At 40.6% G+C, this 18180-nt stretch carries 14 protein-coding genes; 4 read left to right on the top strand and 10 right to left on the bottom strand.

Annotation, left to right across the window (positions count from 1 at the left end; genetic code table 11):
* Window positions 1–81: 81 nt before the first annotated feature.
* The 3 genes from CLHUN_RS08805 to CLHUN_RS08795 all read right to left on the bottom strand — a co-directional run bounded on the left by CLHUN_RS08805 (window position 82) and on the right by CLHUN_RS08795 (window position 3107).
* Entirely contained in the window at window positions 82–483 is a 402-nt protein-coding gene (locus CLHUN_RS08805; protein ID WP_080064222.1) for a fascin domain-containing protein, read from the bottom strand.
* Between the two features lie 113 nt (window positions 484–596).
* Window positions 597–2441 (bottom strand): sensor histidine kinase, encoded by a 1845-nt coding sequence (locus CLHUN_RS08800; protein WP_080064221.1) that lies wholly within the window; start codon window positions 2439–2441, stop codon window positions 597–599.
* A gap of 45 nt (window positions 2442–2486) precedes the next feature.
* A complete protein-coding gene (locus CLHUN_RS08795) occupies window positions 2487–3107 on the bottom strand; it encodes a helix-turn-helix domain-containing protein (RefSeq protein ID WP_080064220.1) in 621 nt (206 codons plus the stop codon).
* Window positions 3108–3453: 346 nt separating this feature from the next.
* On the opposite strand from CLHUN_RS08795, the gene CLHUN_RS08790 reads away from it, so the two are divergent.
* The 4 genes from CLHUN_RS08790 to CLHUN_RS08775 all read left to right on the top strand — a co-directional run bounded on the left by CLHUN_RS08790 (window position 3454) and on the right by CLHUN_RS08775 (window position 9084).
* Window positions 3454–3879, top strand: a complete 426-nt coding sequence (locus CLHUN_RS08790) for an AidA/PixA family protein (RefSeq protein ID WP_080064219.1) — start codon at window positions 3454–3456, stop codon at window positions 3877–3879.
* Window positions 3880–3927: 48 nt separating this feature from the next.
* Entirely contained in the window at window positions 3928–4347 is a 420-nt protein-coding gene (locus CLHUN_RS08785) for an AidA/PixA family protein (RefSeq protein ID WP_117387032.1), read from the top strand.
* A 542-nt stretch (window positions 4348–4889) separates the two neighbouring features.
* Window positions 4890–6611 carry a glycosyl hydrolase gene (locus CLHUN_RS08780; RefSeq protein WP_080064217.1) on the top strand — a complete coding sequence of 574 codons (1722 nt, stop codon included), beginning with the start codon at window positions 4890–4892 and terminating at the stop codon, window positions 6609–6611.
* Window positions 6612–6741: 130 nt separating this feature from the next.
* Complete coding sequence (locus CLHUN_RS08775) at window positions 6742–9084, top strand: glycoside hydrolase family 9 protein (protein ID WP_080064216.1); 2343 nt, start codon at window positions 6742–6744, stop codon at window positions 9082–9084.
* 245 nt (window positions 9085–9329) lie between these two features.
* On the opposite strand, the gene CLHUN_RS08770 is transcribed toward CLHUN_RS08775, so the two are convergent.
* From CLHUN_RS08770 to CLHUN_RS08735, 7 genes are all read right to left on the bottom strand, one after another.
* Entirely contained in the window at window positions 9330–10976 is a 1647-nt protein-coding gene (locus CLHUN_RS08770) for an RHS repeat-associated core domain-containing protein (protein WP_278247531.1), read from the bottom strand.
* A 176-nt stretch (window positions 10977–11152) separates the two neighbouring features.
* The gene (locus CLHUN_RS08765; protein WP_080064214.1) at window positions 11153–11392 is read right to left on the bottom strand and encodes a hypothetical protein; all 240 of its coding nucleotides are present in this window, start codon (window positions 11390–11392) and stop codon (window positions 11153–11155) included.
* A gap of 21 nt (window positions 11393–11413) precedes the next feature.
* A complete protein-coding gene (locus tag CLHUN_RS08760) occupies window positions 11414–12598 on the bottom strand; it encodes an RHS repeat-associated core domain-containing protein (RefSeq protein WP_278247530.1) in 1185 nt (394 codons plus the stop codon).
* Between the two features lie 140 nt (window positions 12599–12738).
* The gene (locus CLHUN_RS08755) at window positions 12739–13194 is read right to left on the bottom strand and encodes a DUF6756 family protein (protein WP_080064212.1); all 456 of its coding nucleotides are present in this window, start codon (window positions 13192–13194) and stop codon (window positions 12739–12741) included.
* A 27-nt stretch (window positions 13195–13221) separates the two neighbouring features.
* Complete coding sequence (locus tag CLHUN_RS08750; RefSeq protein ID WP_080064211.1) at window positions 13222–15003, bottom strand: polymorphic toxin type 47 domain-containing protein; 1782 nt, start codon at window positions 15001–15003, stop codon at window positions 13222–13224.
* A 358-nt stretch (window positions 15004–15361) separates the two neighbouring features.
* Window positions 15362–15727 carry a hypothetical protein gene (locus CLHUN_RS08740; protein ID WP_080064209.1) on the bottom strand — a complete coding sequence of 122 codons (366 nt, stop codon included), beginning with the start codon at window positions 15725–15727 and terminating at the stop codon, window positions 15362–15364.
* A 15-nt stretch (window positions 15728–15742) separates the two neighbouring features.
* Window positions 15743–18180 (bottom strand): RHS repeat domain-containing protein (locus CLHUN_RS08735; RefSeq protein WP_165755712.1); only part of this gene is annotated, 2438 nt, incomplete at its 5' end.

Here is an 18180-nt window from a genome sequence, read left to right as displayed (position 1 = left end):
CATTATGAACAGGAGCCTTAATTTTGCAGTTTAAACTATGAGCCTGCAGTTTCACCTGCCTGACTTTTTTACATACTTGCCCTATTTGAATACAACAATGACCTCAAAGGTTTCATTTGGCCCGATTGACTCGCTTTCTGCACACAACATCTTGTTTTTGTCAGCGTTGAAGCTTACAAACCTACCATTATGTGCCCTGATGGCAACCCTGTTCAAACCCAGGCAAATGAAATCGAATAACTCCGATTCACTTATATTCTCCTTGCCGGATTTTATTCCCAATTGACCATTTTCCCGAACAGTGACCATATCCCTGGTGTGAGTTTGAATGTATGCATTATTTATTGCCAAAGGCACACTGAATATTATTTCGGGTACCGTATCATCACAACAATCTACCGATGTCAAATTCCCATGGCACTCAAAAGACAGATACTCTCCGTTACAGGGTTTTACCGCAACCCTGGCGCCCATAAACGACATAAAACCACCCCTCTTTGCATATTATAACAAAATTTGTAACTTTCTGTTTAATTATAACAAATATGTTATTTACTATCAATTAATTTAATTAAGTTTTAGTACAAAGTCTTATATTATTTGTTTTTATTTTCCTTGAGAGGTATTGTTATATAAACAGTGGTTCCCGCGCCCTCTTCCGATTCAAGAGTAATGGCTCCCATGAATTTGCTTTTTATTGCTATGCCTGCAAAATACAGTCCCAGTCCTGAACCATCCTTGCCTTTTGTAGTAATCATTTCATTGAAAATCTTGCTCTTAACCTCGGCAGGCATGCCCTTTCCGTTATCCCGTACCGTAAAAAGCACCGCGTCTCCCTTCCTTGCAGCCTTGAGAATGATAATTCCTCCGTTGGTATAGGAATGGGTTGCATTGATTATGATATTGCCAAGAATCTGCGTAAGCACCGATATATCACCTTCAATTTGGGTTTCCCGCTCAAGGTCCACGCTGCAGTCTAATTTACAGTTTGATTTTTTCAGCTCAAAATCCAGAAGTATGGTTACTTTACTCAGCACGTCATCAACAGTGAAGCTTTTGTTAAGATTTCCGTTCATACTGGTGGTTTGTTCCTTTACCGCCGAGATAATATCCGAGATATAGACAAGATAGTTTTTTATGGAGTCCTCCCATTTCTTCATATCTTTGATAATATCCGCACATTCCCTATGTTTTTCTCCCAGGTTGAGGCCGGACAGAAGGGTTTCCATTTTTGAAGTCTGGTTTTTAAGCGCCAGTACTCCGCCTGAAGCCGACATAAGCGGCGATTTTATATTGTGAGATATGCCGCCGATAAGATTTTGCAGGGATATAAGCCGGGCCTGCTCCATCATCTGTTTTGAGTTTTCCTCCATAAGCCTTAACACCTGCCTGTGCTCGGTCATATCCCTGAAGAAAATCAGTATGGCCATAAACTGCTTGTGTGCATGGATATGTATTATTTCAATCTCAAAAAACCTCTGTTCATTTTTAAGTGTAAGTTCATATTCAATTTTTGCGTTTTCATGAGAATGTTCGGACAGGTACACATATTCAGTCAATTTTCCTGCCAGTTGATACAGCCCGGCATCATTCAGAGCCGTGAAAAAGTTGTTTTCCTCAATATCCATCAGTTGCCCGAAACGCTCTCTGAAGTTTTTGCTTACTTCAAGCACATTGCTTTTATAGTCTATTACCACAAAGGAATCGCTGATAAAATCCACTACACTCCTGATAGCTATGGGGAGCATATCAAGGAATTTGTATCTTCTAATTGCAAAGGTCAGGCAGATTGCTGTAAAACAGTAGCTCAAGGTATAGATGCTGTCAGGAATGGCAATAGGAAGCCGTGAAAAATACGTGGCGTATACCAGGTAGTCAACTGCTATGGGCGTTACGATTCCCAAAACCACAAGCAAAATTTGCCTGGTAAGGCAGTTGGTATATTTTAAACTGAAGAACAGCAGGTAAACCACGGCAAAGGTTGCATAAATCAGTTGCCAGGTGCAGTGAACGTAATAGTAGCTGCCGAATACGAAAGAATAGCCGTTGGGAGAATAACTTTTTATAAACAGATGGTGAAAGCTGTTTGTAAAAAGCATAAGGGTACTTATGGACGGAGGTGCAAAAATCAATATGTAAATCAGTATGCTGTTTATTTTTTCTTTCACCAGCAGTATGGACAGCGCCACTAGTGTGGCCGGAAGAAAAAATACACATACCGAGCCTGCCAGGTATATGGGGTAAAATATCTGGCCTGTGGCAGCACTTATAATAACATTTAGCAGCCGCAGTACGGTCCAGATGAATAATATCAGCACATTCAAGGCGCACATTCGATGCAGCAGCCTCGAATGCCTGATATTCTTTATTTGTATGAAGAGGGTAAAATGTATTACCGATGAAAAAAAGTAAATTAATATTTTAATTGTTGTCTCAAGCATAAAAACCTCTGCTTTTAAAGCCTCTGTCAAAGCTCTATAAAAATATTATTTTTTGGTCAGATTGGGAGAATCTCCGAAATTGGCATTGTAACAAAGTAAATAATCTGTTGTGACTCTGAAAAGGTCAGCCAGCTTCTTAATATTTTCCCCAGTGGGCTCAGTTTGGTTGGTTTCCCAGTTGGCCACGGCGGTACGGCCCACACCGAGGATTTTACCCAGATCCTCCTGACTGATATTGTGTATTTTCCTGAGCCTTTTAAGGCGTATTCCGAAGCTTCCCTCTCTTCGGGAGTGTTCTATGGACTTTCGGGCAGATTCTATCATAATCAGCAATTCTTCAAAATTAGCTGATTTTTCAAAATACATCTGGATGTCCATGGTCTTCAGTATTTCCATTCCCGGAGCCTCTTCAGCCCTGCCTGTGAGCAGCATTATGTATATCTCATCATCTGTCTTTCTTATTTTTTCGGTTATCTGTCTTCCGTTCATGGCATCAATGAAAAAGTCAAGTATCAAGAGGTCATAACTGTTATCCCTGATGGCCTCCATACCTTCCTTGGAAGTTGCAAAGCCGTCTACAATGTACTCAGGCGGCAGGTTTGCCTTAATTGAATCAATAATCCCCTGTTCATCATCAATAATAATAATCTTGAATTGCTCTCCCATACTCTTCCTCCATTTGTATTATTACAGCTTCACAAAGTCAATTACGGTTTAAATTATTGGATTTCAGCCGCTGATAATTGACTTGACTAATTGTATTTATATTAATAATAATACAATTTTTTGCAATAGGCAATCAATTTTCATTATATCTGACATATATTATCAGCCACAGCTTTATTCTTTGTATTATATTACTGTCTCAAATTTCGACATGAGCCCTCATCATAACTGGAAAATTTTATAAAAGTATATATTGACACGTCATTTTTAATGACATATAATAACAGCAGAAAATGATATCATTTATGACAAAATATTTTAAAAATACCGAAAGGAGTGTAAAAATATGGTACAAATAGCAAAACCATCACCATCAGACTGTAATGTGAAAATTGTAATTTATGTTGACACTGCAAAGGCAAGAACAGGTTCCACACAGGGAATCTACATGGTAGACAACAGGGCTCCGAGAAGCACCAACGAGGGAAGTGCCGCACTAAATACATACTGCAACACCAACGACTATATCTCTTGGAGGATTTTGCCCATCGATCCGGACACCCACGACACAGTAGTTATTACAAGCTTTGACCAATCCCTGGCCTGGGGCTACGGGGGAAATCCCACCCAATCCGGCACCGCCGGAGATGTTTGGGTAGGAAGAGCAGAAAATTCCGGAAATTATGCCACTCCCATCAATTTATTAATCTCGGAAAGCGGAAGAAATCCCGTACAGTTAAAAATCAGTCCAAGTCTTAATATATGCGGTTAAAAATAATACAGGCTTAATAAGCAAATTTTTATGAAGGAGGCTCAAACAATGACTATAAATGAATTACAGGCTCAGGTCAGAGCCCAGACCAAAATAATAATTACAGTTGATACCGCCAGAGTCATAAGCGGAGATACCAGAAATATATACATGATAGACAACAGGGTAGAGTTTGGCAGTACAAACGAGGGAACACTTGAACTATCCACCAAATGCTTTACAGGAGACTATATCTCATGGCTGGCAGTTCCACTGGACCCGGATACCCAGGATACTGTTTCCATTGCAGGATTCCAGGTTTCCAGCGGCAATGTTTTCGGCGGAGAAGGCTCCCCCCAGCCCCAGTCTGATGACGACACCTACTGGATGGGCCGCGCAATCAACCAGGGCAGCCAGACCTACCAGGTTAAAATAATAATAAACGGAACCCATGTGGTTACCTGGGATCCCTTTATTACTTCATGCTGATACATATTATTGATTCCGGCTCTAACATATTATTGTCACAAACCTTACCTATCATTATTACCCGTTTATACACAACAGTTCTTGCAGCATATATGGATACAAACCAGGCAGAAGCTCAAGCTTCTGCCTGGTTTGTATCCCTTTATTTTATCACGGCAAGACGGGGGTACTTTGGTGTCCTTCTATCCTTGACTTCTATCCTTTAGCCGACAGCATTATTATCTTGCAGATCAGTTCCTTTACATCAATTTTTCCCTTATAAATACTGATTACTTTCCTGGGGCTTACTTTCGGCATACCCTGGACCTCTTTTCAATACCTGCATCCCATAATGGGCCGGAGGAGTTCTATCTAATTATATTCACAAAATCCGGAATTTAAAATTTGTCCTTACAAATTTGCCTATTAAGTATATAAATAAACTAATTGTAAGATGAGATAAAATGTAATAATATGTGTATGTAGCCTATTTTATTACATTTATGTAAAATGCGATAAAATAGTGCATTATATTGCTAAATATTTGAAAAGGAGGCGATTTTATGAGGAAGAAAACCACATTTAGGGTTTTCTTGGCATTGACATTGGCAGTATTTATACCTGCAATGTCATTCATCAGTGCAGCGGCGGCAGCCGCACCACCTGACGGAATCAAGTATGAATTTGAAAACGGCGTTCAAAACAATGCTGAAATTCACACGGACTACGTGGGAAAAACCGATGACGGGCTGACTTTCGATCTTACAGGAGCCACTTGCAGCTTTATAGGGCAAAAGGGCACCAGTACTTCTGTAAATGTGAATGTGAGCCAGACCGGTCTTTACGAACTTATCGTACGTTATGCACAGCCATTTGACAAGACCAAAAAGGTGCAGTACCTCAATGTTAACGACTCAAACCAGGGAGAGGTGAGTTTTCCTTACACTCTTAGCTGGAAGGAAATGTCGGCAGGCATTGTGAAGCTCAATCAGGGTACAAATAATATCCAATTTGAAAGCTACTGGGGCTATACCTTTTTTGATTACCTGATTGTCAAGCCTGCCGATGAAAGCATAGCCGGCTTGAACGTGGAAAAAAAGCTGGTCAATCCCAACGCTACCAAGGAGGCCAAGGCACTCATGAGCTATCTTGTGGATGTTTACGGAAAACACATTCTTTCAGGACAGCAGGAGTTGTGTGGCTCCCACAACTATGAAGGCTCGGAAGCCGAATTTACCTACATAAAGGAAAAAACCGGCAAAATGCCTGCAGTCAGAGGCTTTGACTTTATGAATTACAGGGGGAACGGCCTGCTCTGGGATGATCTCTGTGCCGAGAGAGTCATCGACTGGTACAAGGTAAAGGGCGGTATTCCCACAGTCTGCTGGCATTGGTTCTCACCGGGGAATATAGGCAAAAAAGCCGATAACAGTTTCTATACCGACAGTACAACCTTCAGCATATCCAAAGCCCTGACTTCCGGAACGGCAGAAAATACCGCGCTGCTGGACGATATAAAGGTTATGGCCGGCAAATTCAAACAGCTTCAGGATGCAGGAGTCCCAGTCCTTTTCAGACCTCTTCACGAAGCAGAAGGTGGCTGGTTCTGGTGGGGTGCCCAGGGTCCTGAAAATTGTGTCAAACTCTACAGGCTCCTCTATGACAAATTTACAAACGAATATAAACTTAACAATCTTATCTGGGTCTGGACCTCCTATACCTACGATACATCTCCCAAATGGTATCCGGGTGACGACGTGGTTGATATCCTGGGCTATGACAAGTACAATGCCAAGGATGGTCTGCCCAACGGAAGTGCTATTTCCTCCACCTTCTATAATATGGTCAAGCTGGCAAACGGGAAAAAACTGGTTACAATGAGCGAAAACGATACTATACCGAGAGTTTCCGGACTTATTGACGAAAGGGCCGCCTGGCTGTATTTCTGTCCCTGGTATGGCTGGCATCTTACAGGAGAACAGAACAATCCTGTGAGTTGGCTGGCAGAAATGTACAAAAGCGAGTACTGCATAACCCTTGATGAGCTCCCGGACCTTGAAACCTATCCTATAAATGTTGAACCGGAAATTTTATATGGCGATTTAAATGGAGATAAGTCGATAGATTCAATTGACCTGGCCCTGATGAAGAAATGCGTGCTTGAAAACAATCAGTCCATTAAAGCTGCAGACCTTGATGGAAGCGGCTCAGTAGATGCAATTGATTATTCCCTTATAAAAAAATATTTACTTGGCCAGATAACTGAATTTCCTGCCGGGAAATAGCAAATTCCCCGGATGAGAGCATATTTTCATATGCTCCAACCTCACTCTTTTGCCCATAGGGACCGAAAGCCTTATTTACAGGCTGATAGCCCATTAAAATCAACTTGCCAAAAAGAAAGGAAGAAATAGCATGAAGGTGTTAAATTATTTAAAGAAGGCCGGCTGTACCGTTATAAGTGCGGTTATTCTTACAGTTATGGCTGTTCCTGCCGGCAGTGCGAACGTCAGTGCAGCAGGAATAGATTATAATTACGCAAAGGCACTTCAGTATTCTCAATATTTCTATGATGCAAATATGTGCGGCACAGGCGTTAATGAAAACGGACAATACAAATGGAGAGACGACTGTCACACATATGACGCAAAACTCCCCCTTGACCCGACTAATACGAATATGTCCCAGAGTTTTATAACAAAAAACAAAAGCGTGCTTGACCCCGACGGTGACGGTGCTGTTGATGTTTCAGGCGGTTTCCACGATGCAGGCGACCATGTAAAATTCGGTATGCCGGAAGCATACTCCGGCTCTACTCTTGGCTGGGGCTTTTATGAATTCAGGCAGCAATACGAAACTACCGGGCAGGCTGAACATGCAAAAACCCTTCTCAGGTATTTCAATGACTATTTTATGAGATGCACCTTCCTTGACAGTACAGGAAAGGCAATTGCCTTCTGCTACCAGGTGGGGGACGGTGATGTGGACCATGCTTACTGGAATGCACCGGAAAATGATGACATGTTCAGAAGAGGCTGGTTTGCCACGGATGAAATGCCTTCAACAGACTGTGTTGCTGCTGCCGCAGCCTCACTGGCGGTAAATTACATGAACTTTAAGGATGAAGACCCTCAATATGCTGCAAAATGCCTTAAATATGCAAAGGCTCTGTTTGAATTTGCGGAAAGATGCCCCACAAAATCCTGCAATGCAGACGGACCAAAGGGCTACTATACATCCTCCAAATGGCAGGATGACTATTGCTGGGCGGGTTCATGGCTTTATCTGGCAACAAAGGAAGACCACTATTTAGGTGAAGTTCTCAAGTATTTTGATTATTATGCTCCCTCCACTTGGACACACTGCTGGAATGATGTGTGGGCGGGCACAGCATGCCTGATTGCAGAAATTGATGATTTGTACGATAAAAACGGACAAGTTCTGGAAGATCGCTACAAGGCCGCTACAAACAAGAGTCCCTATGAGGAAATCAATTTCTGGAGTCAGATCGCCAAAACGGTAGACGGCTGGATGTCAGGAAAAAATGTAACCATTACGCCGGGGGGCTATGCTTTCCTCAACCAGTGGGGTTCTGCAAGATACAATACGGCAACTCAGCTTCTGGCCCTTGTATATGACAAGCACCACGGAGATACTCCATCGAAATACAGCCAATGGGCAAAATCCCAGATGCAGTACCTCATGGGCAACAATCCAATAAACCGCTGCTACATAGTAGGCTACAGTGATATTTCTGCTAAATTCCCACATCACAGGGCAGCTTCCGGCCTGTCGAGATGTGAAGACCCCGCACCGCATAAACACGTGCTCTATGGGGCGCTGGTGGGCGGCCCGGGTTCAAAGGATGAGCATAAGGATGTCACTTCCGATTATATTTATAATGAAGTAACAATAGACTATAATGCCGCATTCGTTGGCGCATGTGCAGGTCTGTACCGTTTCTTCGGCGATTCCTCCATGCAGGTGACACCTGATTTCCCGCCGGTAGAACAGGGCGGTGGTGACGAAGGCGGAAACTCCTATTGGGTAGATGCCTTTGGTGTGGATATAAAACAGTCTGACGGACCAAAAGCCACAGAAGTAACCTTCTATGTTAATTCCGATGCTCCGAAAACCTCAAAAAATCTTTCAGTAAGGTACTATTTCGACGCAACCGGAATGTCCTCTCTGGAACCCAATAATATTGAGATGAGAGAACTATACGACCAGACATCTGCAGAGACCAATTATAATGCGGTACTCTCAGGGCCTATTAAATATAACAGTACAAAACTTGGAACAAATAAGATCTACTACGTTGAAATAACCTGGGATGGCTTTGCAATAGCCAATTCCAATAAGAAGTACCAGTTTGCGTTGGGCACCTACGCCTGGCAGAACTCCTGGAATCCTACCGACGACTGGAGTTATCAGGGATTAAAAATCGAAACCAGCAACTGGACTGGAGTTCCCGTCAAAACCGATAATATCTGCGTGTACGACAATGGTGTGCTGGTAGGCGGTATTGAACCCGACGGAACCAAGCCTGAAACTCCTTCACAGATTATGAAGGGTGATGTAAACGGTGACAAGGAAGTAAATGCATTGGATTTGATGCTCTTAAAGAGCCATCTTCTGGGAAATCAGCTCCTGACAGGTGACGGTCTGAAGGCGGCAGACGTAGATTCAAGCGATTCGGTAGACGCTCTGGATTTAATCAAGCTTAAAGGTTTCCTGCTGGGGCAATTCCAGTTCTAGTCCAATGAAATACCGGTTGTAAACCTATATTTGTAATGCAAACATCCCCCTGACTGGAAGGTCAGGGGGATGTTTTGTTTTTGTAGGGTAAAACTATTCTTTTGTAGCTGACTACTCTGATTTGTTTGCGGCAAAATTAAACCTCCTGGCAAAATTAACCATCTTATATTAACCAAGAGGTTTACACACCCTTTGAAGTGAGTCTAATGAGAAACTCAACTTTATTCGTGCTTGTTAACTCATTTTTATTTAGTGTTCCCTTCTTTATCTGACTCTAATAAACTTAAATAAACATATATATTATTTAATTGAGTATTCAAGTATTGCTGTCTATCAAAATCATAACTTTCCCACTTTTTATATGCATCTTTCAAGTCAATTAATCCGGTATATAATTCTTGTAATTCATCGTACCTTTTTTCATTTTTCTTTCTAAGTTCTTTATTATCTTCTAATAAATTATTCATGTTATCTAATATCTCAGTATTTTCTTTTGATTGTAACTTAAAAAGAATATCATCAACCTTTTCAGAATCTATGTCCTGGATTATTTTATAATAGTCCAACATAAATGCCGAATCAAATTCTTTATATTTACTTTCACATGCGCTTTGTGTAAAAATTATTAGAATTAGAATAAAAATACAATATATTGTTTTTTTACTTTTACTATGCATAAAATTACCCTTTCTATCTTTAATTAAACATTTTCTTAATTGTGAGTTAAATTTCTTAACTGTTGCATCATGATTTTTATTTTCATTAATAACAATATTTATATATTCAAGAATTAATTTTTTATATATCCTACTTTGCTTATCATCTCCATACTTATATTCTCTTTTTTCAACCACCTTTCTGTACTCATCAACTTTAGTAATAAATTTTTTTGTAATTGTACTTCCTTGTTCTGCATCAATTAAATATTTGTACTCACTTTGATTCACGAAATTTGATATCATTTCTGCTTTATTTGCATTTCTGGCATGCTGGAATGGATCAATTATATTTAAAAATTCCATTCCACCTGGTTCTCCCCCATCAATTAACAAACCAGATAAACCTTGTGATGTATAATCAATTATTATTTGTGACCTTTTGTCGGCTATATCTGGTCCAGAATTTGATGGATTGTTTTTATCGAGAAACATACCTCCAATAAATGCAAAAGTTTGCCAAACAGAATTACTAGTATTTGCATTATATGACTTATTATAGTACTCAGTACCAAAAGAAAAAGAATTAAAGGAGATATCCCATGGATTACTTTTATTTATTTTCTGCATGAGGATTTTATCCAAACCATTCCTAGCTTGTTGCTGTGCATTAAATAGCAATTGTTCATTAAATGTTATATCATTTGTCTGTTTAACATTCATTGCTCTATAGACTTGTTCTTTTGCCATTCCTTTATTATCACTATAATAATTCTCAACAGCTAATATATAATTTGCTTTTGCCTCACCTAATTTTTCTTTAGCATAGTCATATGCATATTTCCCATTATCGACAACATAATCTGCACGAGTGGCTTCTGCTTTGTCATGCTGTTCATTTCTTAAACTAATATAGAAATCATACAATTCTTTATCATTGTTCTTATATTCATTAGCTTTTTTATTATAAGTATCCCAGTTTTTCCCGTAAATTTCAAGTAATCCAAGCGTAGCTTGATCCTTAATTAGTTCATCAGTTTTTTCAAAATGCCCCGTAGGATCACTATACATCACAGGCTCATTATGGCAATACGTATACAAATTCAAGCTCAGCGGGTCACCCGCATTGCCCGTATATGTATCCTCCTGCATGAACCGTGCTGTCTTTGCGTCATACATTCTGGCGTTCAGGTAGTAGAGGTCTGTTGTGCTGTCATATACATAGCCTGCATATATGGAAAATCTCTTATTCTTTTTTTTAATCCTATTTATGTTTCAATCTAAGGTCAAACTGTCCACCTTACTTTTTATACGTTAACCTAGGCATAGAGAAAACAAGGTCACACAGCCTGATATGCTCCTTGTCTACTTGGCAGGGAGCATATCAGGCTGTGTGACCTACAAAGTATTTATTATTCTTCAAGCCTATAAATCAATGCAGCTTTATCATTACCATCCTCAAAGAAGTACATCCTCTTACATTTTGGGCATCTCCAAACATCAACTTTAGGGTCCGGTAAATCTAATGTATCAATCTGTCCAATATTGATAATATCATCCCACTCTTTATCAGTAAACACTCTTAATTGAATATCATTCGGTGCAAGAGTATTCGATAAGACTTCTCCACACTTACATGTCATTCGTGCCATAATAACACACCTCTCTTTTCCTTAAGGATAAGTAATTATTCCATCATTTGTCCAAATCTGCACATTCCCAGGTATTTGCTTGTTTGTGTATTTTCCTGCAGCCCTACTCAATACTTCTTGTGCTTGTTGGGATGTTAATCCAGCCTGCCTACCATCTATTATCACTGTATCAGCCCCTTGTTGGAATCCCTCATAAATTCTTTTTGCTCCCGTACCTGTATTAGGATTGGCAAGTGTTTTCAACTCAGTCGCAACCCCATTTACTTTTAAATCATATGTCTTAACACCTTGAACATTCGAGCGCGGGACAACTTCAACAGTATTCCCTTTTGCAACTAAATCATCTATCATTGTTACCTCATGTAACTCAAGTCCACTAGTTGACCCAACTAACTTTCCAGTTTTAGGAATTCCCTTAAATAATGATCCTAAATATTTTATTGCGCCTGAAGCCATTTTTATTTCTGTCTGAAGCATGGAAGTCACTACCACAAACCCGTCTATATCCTCTTGTGTCATATAAAAAGTATATACAGGTTCATAATAGTCATCTATTGGGTCATGTAATAACGGTTTAGGCAAGTTTTCTGTCTTGTATATTCCAGATGTTGTTGGCCAGCTTTTTTCCGTATGATTATTCATCCCACTACTTGTATTATTAGCACTGCCTGTATTACTCCCTGATGTATTATTCCCACTTGCAGGGGTATTTGTGGGCTTATAAGTATTTGTTACACTTTTGGATACTGCTGAGGTATTCCTGTATTCAGTAGTACCGTCTATTTTTCCAGTCTTTGTATTTACGGTTGTATTTATTTCAACCCCCTTGTCAGTTGCGTTGAATTTTCTGTCAAAAGTTTCATTTTCAATAATTGCACTTCCGTTTACCAATTTAATTTCGTTATATCCAAAGGTTCTGGACACCCCGCCGATAGTTACCGTAACAGAACTGTTTTGAGAATTCCATTTTGCTTCTCCTCCTGCTGCTTTAGCCAACTCTGTAATTTTTGCATCCGCATGCCCCGTCGGGTCCACATACATCACAGGCTCATTATGGCAATACGTATACAAATTCAAGCTCAGCGGGTCACCTGCACTGCCCAGATAGGTATCCTCCTGCAGGAACCGGGCTGTCTTTGCATCATACATTCTGGCGTTAAGGTAGTAGAGGTCTGTTGTGCTGTCATATACATAGCCTGCATATATGGAAAATCTCTTATTCTTTTTTTTAATCCTATTTATGTTTCAATCTAAGGTCAAACTGTCCACCTTACTTTTTATACGTTAACCTAGGCATAGAGAAAACAAGGTCACACAGCCTGATATGCTCCTTGTCTACTTTGATATTAAGTCCGCAAGAACGCATCGTTCTCTGGTGTTTTATATTTTTTAAGCCATTTTATAGCATTACCACAAGCTATGAGAACATCATGGTGGTTAAAACATAATAAATATTCTGTGGCTCTATTAGTTAAATAAAACTCAAACCCGTAGGTTTCACTCAAGACTGAAACTACATTATCACCATTGTTGAAAGCAAATGCAGCTTTTTCGTCCGAAGTATTAAAAAACATTATAGTTTCAGTATCACCAATTAACTCACCTATCCACAGCCATGCATCCTTATTATTTATACTTATATAGTCTATAAGGTTCTCCCAAAAAGGAATTACTTTGTTTCCTCCTGCAAATTTGTCTATCGCCTGACTTACTATATTATCAATATCAGAAACTTGAACCTCCTGGATATTAACATTTAATGAGCCAGCTGCAGATTTAATTTGCCCCTTAATATTCCACACAGATATTACCTCCATATTATTAGTATTCTACCTATTGACAGGTACATCATCAACAAGTATATGTCCACGAACTGCACCGCCACTTCCCCTTTTTCCACCAGTCTGATACCCTATATGGGGAACATCAGGACCATTTGTAGTATGCCCTGTATCAATATTGACTTCAGCTCCGTTAGATGCACGCCACTCTACAGGATATGATTTACCATTTGCGTCTTTAGCCCATTTCGTTACTGTAAAATCTTCCTTTGGTACTCCTGTCTTTTTGAAAGCATCATCTAATGCGTCCTGATAGGTTTTGCCTGTACCTCGAAGGTCTTCATCAACTCCAGGTTTGAGTTCGTAACCAGTTTTACTCCCCCCCTGAGCACTCTCACCACTATTAGCCTGCAAAATAACATAGTTTTTTACACCATTTACAACGGATGAACCTATAACAGACACACCATGAGAGACTACAGCTATTCCCCCAACCAAAGCTCCAATTCCACCTGTAACTCCAATATATCCACCACCTGCAATTACTTCTGCTGTTCCTGCGGTTCCTATTACTACATTACCGACTACCTTACCTGTATAATATAATTGCTCATTTGTCCTGTAATAATACTTATCCATATCGCCGGATACACCATATGTTATTGTTTCAATTACACCTGCTGAAAATCCCTGTATCACATTCCCTGCTGTTTGAATAGCACTATTCCCCGTCCCCTTATTTGTCGTACTGCTTGCATTACTGGTTGATGTATTATTCCCACTTGCAGGGGTATTTGTGGGCTTATAAGTATTTGTTACACTTTTGGATACTGCTGAGGTATTCCTGTATTCAGTAGTACCGTCTATTTTTCCAGTCTTTGTATTTACTGTTGTATTTATTTCAACCCCCTTGTCAGTTGCGTTGAATTTTATGTCAAAAGTTTCATTTTCAATAATTGCGCTTCCGTTTACCAATTTAATTTCGTTATATCCAAAGGTTCTGGACACCCCGCCGATAGTTACCGTAACAGAACTGTTTTGAGAATTCCATTTTGCTTCTCCTCCTGCTGCTTTAGCCAACTCTGTAATTTTTGCATCCGCATGCCCCGTAGGATCACTATACATCACAGGCTCATTGTGGCAATACGTATACAAATTCAAGCTCAGCGGGTCACTGGCAGTTCCTAAATATGTATCCTCCTGCAGAAATCTTGCTGTCTTTGCATCATACATTCTGGCGTTCAGGTAGTAGAGGTCTGTTGTGCTGTCGTATACATAGCCTGCATAGCGGTAAGGATTGTCAACTGCCTTGCTGATTTCTGTGCCTGACGCATTGTAGTAGTGTGTTTCCAATGCGTTTCCAAAGGCATCATAGTAATAGCTGGCCGCCAAGGTTCCATCTGCTCCCAGCAGGGCTGTTACGTCCCCATGGCCGTTGTACATGTAGCTGTAGCTTTCCTCTTTTGTGTTCCCGTTCTCCCTGGTGGTCACTGTCCTTTGTATGAGGTTTGTTCCATATATGTTCCTGGCGGTTTCTTTTCCGTTTTCGTCTGTCTCCAGGATTACCTTGTCCCCTTCGTACAGGCTCCTGGTGGTTTTTCCGTTTTCTGTCTTTTCCGTCCTGTAGCCTTCCCCGTTATATGTATACGTGCTTGTGCCTTCTCCTGTGGTGGCTTTTACCATCTGGTTCCACACGTCATATTCGTAGCTGGCGGTGCCTGCCACTATGGGCTTTGCATTTTTTGTGGCTCCGTCCTTCTGGCCTTCTATGTACATGCCGAATTTGGCCTTGGGAGGGTTTGACGGGTCTATTTCACGGGTTTGCTCCATACTTTTTCTGGTCAGGTTGCCGTTGTTGTCATAGGTGTAGGCGGTGGTTTTTTTGGTGCCGTCACCTTTTTCTTCCGTTGCTGCTACAAGGCGGTTCTGCTCATCATTTTTGTAGGTGGTCAGGGTTATGGCTGTGCCTGTTGCGGTTTTTGCCTGTACTTGCTCTGTTTCTCTGTTGCCGGAGGCATCATAGGTGTAGCCTGTGGTTTTACGGCTTCCTGTTTCCTGCTCCGGCTCGGTTACTTCCAGGAGCCTGTTCAGGCTGTCATAGCGGTAGGCTGTGGTGCCTTTTTCTTTTGTTGCCTACTCGTACAATAAAGAGAAGGCAACATCAGCCTAGGCTATGTGACCTTGAAAATTACAGTTCAAGTTCTTCGAGATTTATATTCCCTTCAATAGGTGGTATCCAACTATTATCCATCATATGTTTTTCAAAGTCATTTGGTATTTTTATATGATATTTTTCTATGTAGTATATTAAATCAGCTGGCCATGCCCAAACTCCATCAGTAAGAATGTGTGGACTTCCTATAATACCGCCCTTTTCATCCAGTACATCTTTTACAATCCCAGGACACGCTATGAATACAACACCTTTCTTTAAGTACTTAACAAACTTGTCTTCATTTGTACTTGCATTTTTATTTATTAAAACTTTTAAGCTAATTCCATTTTCATCTCCGTGACGTAATTCTTTAAAAAACCCATACTTTTTTAGCTTCATCTTCAGTCCTCCTTTTTAAGGTTTTCCTGGGGTAAAGGTATTCCATCTACCAGTATTGACTTGTCCTGTTCTACCAATTGTCAAGGAACCATTCGGCTGTATCCATACTGTATTTGACGGAGCTATTACCTCAGTACCCAATTTGTTTGATAGATTTTGTGCTATTCCATTAGGGAGAGACCCTGTTTCACATGATATTAATCTTATGGGTCCACCAGTATACCCATTGCTTTTTAAGTATGTTGCCATTGAGCGTTGGTCAATTTGTACCCATTGACCTTTGTTAAGTACATAGAAGCTATTCGCATCACCATGAACAACAACATCTGTATATCCTTGCATCGGCTTTATTCTATTAGCAGCAGCCTCAAAGTTAGCATCTTCTCCTACCATTTCAATTGACATTGGTACAGCAGCCTTACTCGTTCTTTCAATATTCATTTTCTCATAGCTATTTTGCAAGTCAGAAATTTCATTAGTAGTAAACTTTCCGCTCTTTTCCAATGATTTTAGAGCCGCCGCAAACATCATAATACTTGGGTCAGTATTTTCTATTATGTGTAAGTAACTATCAGCAGCTATATCTCCTTGAGAGTACGCACTTAAATATATATTTGCAACTGCTAGTTTATAATCAGATGAATTTTTATCTATTAAATTCTTCTTCACTGCATAGTCCAGGGCTTCCATATATATTTTTACCGTATTACTATACGGAATCCAGAACATATTTGTATCTTTCCTATAATTGTAATACTGGACTGCATCACTATAATACTGATTTGCGAATTTTTCTTTTTCAATTGTCTCCGTATTTGTAGCACTATTTGCATTGCTTCCTGATGTATTCCTTCCAGCATCAGTTGTACTTTTGTTTGCAGTTACATTTGCAGTTGTTGTGTTATTACATGCAGCTTTTGCTTTTGCCGTTAAACCCAGTGCATATGCAATATCCTCATTGTTTGCGTTTGGTGTATATAGATAATCCTCTTTTGCTTCTGCCTGTTGCCTTAACGCATTTGCCGCATTTGCCGCATCTTTTTTATCTTTATCCGTTTTCGCATCTGCATATGCCAATCCATACAAATATAACTTTTCCTGCACTGTTACAGAATATTTTTCATCCCCTTCCTTGTAATGCCCAGTCGGGTCTATATATATTACCGGATTATTGGCACAATACGTATACAAATTCAAGCTCAGCGGGTCACTGGCAGTTCCTAAATATGTATCCTCCTGCAGAAATCTTGCTGTCTTTGCATCATACATTCTGGCGTTAAGGTAGTAGAGGTCTGTTGTGCTGTCATATACATATCCTGCATAGCGGTAAGGATTGTCAACTGCCTTGCTGATTTCTGTGCCTGACGCATTGTAGTAGTGTGTTTCCAATGCGTTTCCAAAGGCATCATAGTAATAGCTGGCGGCTAATGTGCCATCTGCTCCCAGCAGGGCTGTTACGTCCCCATGGCCGTTGTACATGTAGCTGTAGGTTTCCTCTTTTGTGTTCCCGTTTTCCCTGGTGGTCACTGTCCTTTGTATTAGGTTTGTTCCATATATGTTCCTGGCAGTTTGTTTTCCGTTTTCGTCTGTCTCCAGGATTACCTTGTCCCCTTCGTACAGGCTCCTGGTGGTTTTTCCGTTTTCCGTCTTTTCCGTCCTGTAGCCTTCCCCGTTATATGTATATGTGCTTGTGCCTTCTCCTGTGGTGGCTTTTACCATCTGGTTCCACATGTCATATTCATAGCTGGCTGTGCCTGCCACTATGGGCTTTGCATTTTTTGTGGCTCCGTCCTTCTGGCCTTCTATGTACATGCCGAATTTGGCCTTGGGAGGGTTGGACGGGTCTATTTCACGGGTTTGCTCCATACTTTTTCTGGTCAGGTTGCCGTTGTTGTCATAGGTGTAGGCGGTGGTTTTTTTGGTGCCGTCACCCTTTTCTTCCGTTGCTGCTACAAGGTGGTTCTGCTCGTCGTTTTTGTAGGTGGTCAGGGTTATGGCTGTGCCTGTTGCGGTTTTTGCCTGTACCTGCTCTGTTTCTCTGTTGCCGGAGGCATCATAGGTGTAGCCTGTGGTTTTACGGCTTCCTGTTTCCTGCTCCGGCTCGGTTACTTCCAGGAGCCTGTTCAGGCTGTCATAGCGGTAGGCTGTGGTGCCTTTTTCTTTTCCCTGTATTGTTTCTGTTTTTGTGGTCTGATTTCCTGCTCCGTCATAGGTATATTTGTATTCTTCCAGGATTGCTCCGTCTTTTTTTATGTTGGTGAGCTTTTTCAGGCGGTTGTTTTTGTCATATTCATATTTTTCTTCGGTTGCCCCGTCGGGATATTTTACGCTTTGCCTGTTCCCGTTTGCTTCGTAGGTGTACCCGGTTATTTTCCCTTCTGATATTAAGTATGCCAGCCGTCCTGCCCCATCATATATTTTTGTTGTTTCGTTGCCTTTTGCATCTGTGGTTT

The organism is Ruminiclostridium hungatei (genome assembly GCF_002051585.1).
Taxonomy (GTDB): Bacteria; Bacillota; Clostridia; order Acetivibrionales; family DSM-1351; genus Ruminiclostridium; species Ruminiclostridium hungatei.
Note: the sequence above shows the minus strand (reverse complement) of the source record. Positions and strands in the feature narration are given on the sequence as shown.

Coding starts and splice junctions, on each gene's coding strand:
- CLHUN_RS08780 (WP_080064217.1), top strand. CDS start 4,890: ATGAGGAAGAAAACCACATTTAGGGTTTTCTTGGCATTGACATTGGCA.
- CLHUN_RS08740 (WP_080064209.1), bottom strand. CDS start 15,727: ATGAAGCTAAAAAAGTATGGGTTTTTTAAAGAATTACGTCACGGAGAT.
- CLHUN_RS08775 (WP_080064216.1), top strand. CDS start 6,742: ATGAAGGTGTTAAATTATTTAAAGAAGGCCGGCTGTACCGTTATAAGT.
- CLHUN_RS08785 (WP_117387032.1), top strand. CDS start 3,928: ATGACTATAAATGAATTACAGGCTCAGGTCAGAGCCCAGACCAAAATA.
- CLHUN_RS08765 (WP_080064214.1), bottom strand. CDS start 11,392: ATGGCACGAATGACATGTAAGTGTGGAGAAGTCTTATCGAATACTCTT.
- CLHUN_RS08800 (WP_080064221.1), bottom strand. CDS start 2,441: ATGCTTGAGACAACAATTAAAATATTAATTTACTTTTTTTCATCGGTA.
- CLHUN_RS08750 (WP_080064211.1), bottom strand. CDS start 15,003: ATGGAGCAAACCCGTGAAATAGACCCGTCAAACCCTCCCAAGGCCAAA.
- CLHUN_RS08795 (WP_080064220.1), bottom strand. CDS start 3,107: ATGGGAGAGCAATTCAAGATTATTATTATTGATGATGAACAGGGGATT.
- CLHUN_RS08805 (WP_080064222.1), bottom strand. CDS start 483: ATGTCGTTTATGGGCGCCAGGGTTGCGGTAAAACCCTGTAACGGAGAG.
- CLHUN_RS08790 (WP_080064219.1), top strand. CDS start 3,454: ATGGTACAAATAGCAAAACCATCACCATCAGACTGTAATGTGAAAATT.